2 protein-coding genes are annotated in these 3,639 nt (G+C 53.8%); both read left to right on the top strand.

Features of this window, described 5'->3' with window-relative positions:
* The first annotated feature begins 292 nt into the window (after nt 1-292).
* Entirely contained in the window at nt 293-2,194 is a 1,902-nt protein-coding gene (locus MDG893_RS20275) for a DUF1302 domain-containing protein (RefSeq protein WP_007155724.1), read from the top strand.
* Nucleotides 2,195-2,227: 33 nt separating this feature from the next.
* Nucleotides 2,228-3,589 (top strand): DUF1329 domain-containing protein, encoded by a 1,362-nt coding sequence (locus MDG893_RS20270; protein ID WP_007155723.1) that lies wholly within the window; start codon nt 2,228-2,230, stop codon nt 3,587-3,589.
* The last annotated feature ends 50 nt before the right edge of the window (nt 3,590-3,639 follow it).

Below are 3,639 nucleotides of genomic sequence, written 5' to 3'. Positions count from 1 at the left end.
TCGGGCTATTGAGAGGGGATCCCTTCCCTCTAATCTGTGCCGTTTCACCCGAGATGCATTCGTCTTCCGAGTTGGCTGGTTGCATCCAAATTTGTTGACTATAGTGAGTCAGTGCGAGGGAAGTCTGCCGCAGAGAGGGGCGTAATCGTAAAATCATACTTTTGACTGATCAAAGCGTTCGATGGCGTTAGCTATAGTGCCAACATCACGAGCACTGTGCATGAAGCCTCCAAACATCGTGAACACCAATAATCAGAGCAGCGACTCAGAACAACAATGGAGTAGCCTTCCAATGACAAGAAAAACACATCAATGGCAGCAGTGGACCAAGTTGCCGCTGGCCGTAGCAGTTGCAGCCGGAGTATCCGGGCAGGCAGCTGCCTATTCATTTTATGTGGGGGACGTGGAAGCCTCTTTCAATACAACGCTGTCGGCGGGCATTGGCTGGCGAACCGAGTCCCAGGACCGAAGATTGATTGCCCAGGGTAACCTGGGGCCTGAGTACGCTCCCGGTCAGCCCTTGGCCAACATCGGTGCCTCTACCAACAACTACGATGACGGTAACCTCAACTTCGAGAAAGGGGATACCTACTCCAAAATCGTAAAAGGCAACAGCGAGCTGTTCCTGAACTACAACGTAGACAGCGACACGCTGACCCGGGTTGGTGGTTTTGTTCGCGGTCGGTACTGGTATGACTTCGAATTGAAAGACGAGAATAGAGCCGTAGATCCTGTCGGTAATCGTCGTGAGCTGAACGACGAAGCCAAGGACAATGCGTCTGGTGGAGAGATTCTTGATGCCTATGTGTTTTCTGACTGGTATTTCGGTAACGTGCCAGTCAGCTTGCGTTACGGCAAACAGGTGCTGAGTTGGGGTGAAAGTACCTTCATCCAGGGTGGTATCAACACCATTAACCCGGTCGACGTACCTGCCTTCCGGGCCCCTGGCTCAGAACTGAAAGACGCACTTCTGCCCGTTGAGATGTTCTATGCGTCTGCGGGTATCACCGAGAACGTCACTGTCGAGGCCTTTGTGCAGGCAGACTGGGAGCCGGTTCGCCCGGACGACTGCGGTACTTTCTTCTCCACAAACGACTTTGCGGCTGATGGTTGCGGCCCTGTGTTACTGGCTGGTCAGTTGAACGACGAGCAAGCCTTCAGGCAGGGTTTTGTTGCTCCTCGTCTGGCAGACCGTGAGGCGGATTCCAAAGACCAGTTTGGTGTCGCTCTGCGTTGGTATGTTCCAGCCCTGAACGATTCAGAGCTTGGTTTCTACTACATCAAGTACAACAGCCGTCTGCCGTATGTAAGTGGCTTGGTGAACAATCCGTCTTCACCCAGCGGCAGCCAGCAAAACGATCCTAATGAGCCGTTTTCCCAGTTTCCGAGCTACTTTATTGAGTATCCCGAAAACATCAACCTCTATGGTATCAGTATCAACACCACGACCCCGGGTGGTTGGTCTCTGGGTGCTGAATACAGCTTCCGTGATAACGTACCGCTGCAATGGAACGCATTTGAGCTGATCTATGGTGGTTTGCAGCAGCGTGGTCCGAATGGCGAGATTCTTAGTAAGCTCGAGCAACAGCGTCTTGAGGAATCGGGCGGCGCCAACCTGGCAGGAAAGCCAGTTGATGGTTATGACCGGTTTAATGTCTCTCAGGCTCAGTTCACGCTGATCAAGTTCTTCGACCAGGTTATGGGGGCAAGTCGCCTCTCCCTGATCACTGAATTCGGTGCCACCTACGTTCACGATCTTCCGGACGAAGATGAGGCCCGTTACGGTCGCTCAGGCACTTTTGGTATCGGCACGTTGCCGGTGGACGGCTCCAACTTCACGGGTGATTTCTGTGAGGCGGGTGCCAACATCAATACCAACTACTGTAATAACGAAGGCTTTACCACGTCCTTCTCCTGGGGCTACCGTACGCGCCTGGTATGGGACTATCCGAACGCGATCGCTGGTATCAACCTGTCGCCGCAGTTGGCCTGGAGCCATGATGTTCAGGGCTATGCGCCTTCCCCGGGTGGTAACTTTAACGAAGGCAACAAGGCTATCGGCCTGTCGCTCCAGGGTGTGTACCAAAACCGCATAACCGGTAATATCGGTTACACAAACTTTTTCGGTGGCAAACCGTATAACGAGTTGACCGACCGTGATTTCGTGAGTGCGAGCGTTTCCTACTCATTCTGATTCGGCCTGAATTCGTTTAACGAGGTAATTTAAATGAAACTGAACAAGAAGCTACTGGCCACTGGCATCCTGTCCGCAACGTTGATTGCGGGTAACGCCTTTGGCGCGGTTTCCGCACAGGAAGCGGCCAAGCTCGGTGACTCGCTCACGCCAATGGGCGCTGAGAAAGCGGGTAATGGGGGCGCTATTCCGGCCTGGGATGGTGGTCTGACGACGCCTCCTGCCGGGTACAAGAACGATGGTATCTACGTGAACCCGTTCCCGAACGAAGAGCCAAAGTTCACCATCAACCAGAGCAACGTTGATGAGTATGCGGAAAACCTGTCCCCGGGACAGGTCGCAATGATCAAGCGTTATGACGATTACGTCATGCCGGTATACGAGACACACCGTTCCGCGGCATACCCGGAACAGGTCATGAAGGATACCGTTGATAACGCCACGAGTGTGGAGCTAATCAAAAGTGGTAACGGCCTGGGTAACTACCAGACGGCTACGCCATTCCCGATTCCGCAGAACGGCCTGGAAGTTATCTGGAATCATATCACTCGTTATCGCGGTGGTTCCGTTCAGCGCAACGTAGGGCAGGTGACTCCGACGGAAGACGGTGCTTTCAGCGTTGTGAAATTCCAGGACGAACTGACGTGGAAAACCTATCTGGAAGACTATGAGGCGGGACAGGATCCTAACGTTCTGTTCTACTTCAAGCAGGCTATTACTGCGCCAGCGCGACTCGCCGGTAACGTACTGCTGGTTCACGAAACCATCGACCAGGTTGAGGAACCGCGTCGCGCATGGGTATACAACGCTGGTCAGCGTCGTGTACGCCGCGCCCCGCAGGTCGCTTATGACGGCCCGGGTACTGCAGCAGACGGCATGCGTACTTCCGACAACTTCGATATGTTCAACGGTGCGCCTGATCGTTACAACTGGGAACTGGTTGGCAAGAAGGAAATGTACATCCCGTACAACTCCTACAAGCTGGTCGACCGTGACCTGGATTATGACGAAATCATCAAGGCTGGCCATATCAACCAGAACCTGACCCGCTATGAGCTGCACCGTGTCTGGCACGTGCGTGCCACGCTGAAGGACGGTGAGCGTCATATCTATGCCCAGCGTGACTTCTATATCGATGAAGACTCCTGGCAGGCGGCGGTGATTGATCACTACGATGGTCGCGGAGAACTGTGGCGTGTTGCGGAAGCTCACAGCATGCAGTTCTACGATCAGATTGTTCCCTGGTACGCCATTGAAACTCTGTACGACCTGTTGTCTGGCCGGTATCTGGTCCTGGGTTTGACCAACGAAGAGTCCAACCCTTACGAGTTTGGTGTTGACCGCATGTCTCGTGACTACACGCCAGCTGCTCTGCGTCGTGCTGGTACGCGGTAAGTCATCGCTGTCCGGGAGCAATCCCGACTGACTGGAAAGCGGTGACTTAC

Origin of the sequence: Marinobacter algicola DG893, from assembly GCF_000170835.1 — a bacterium.
Taxonomy (GTDB): Bacteria; Pseudomonadota; Gammaproteobacteria; order Pseudomonadales; family Oleiphilaceae; genus Marinobacter; species Marinobacter algicola.
The sequence above is the reverse complement of the archived record's forward strand: the minus strand, read 5'-3'. Positions and strand labels throughout refer to the sequence as shown.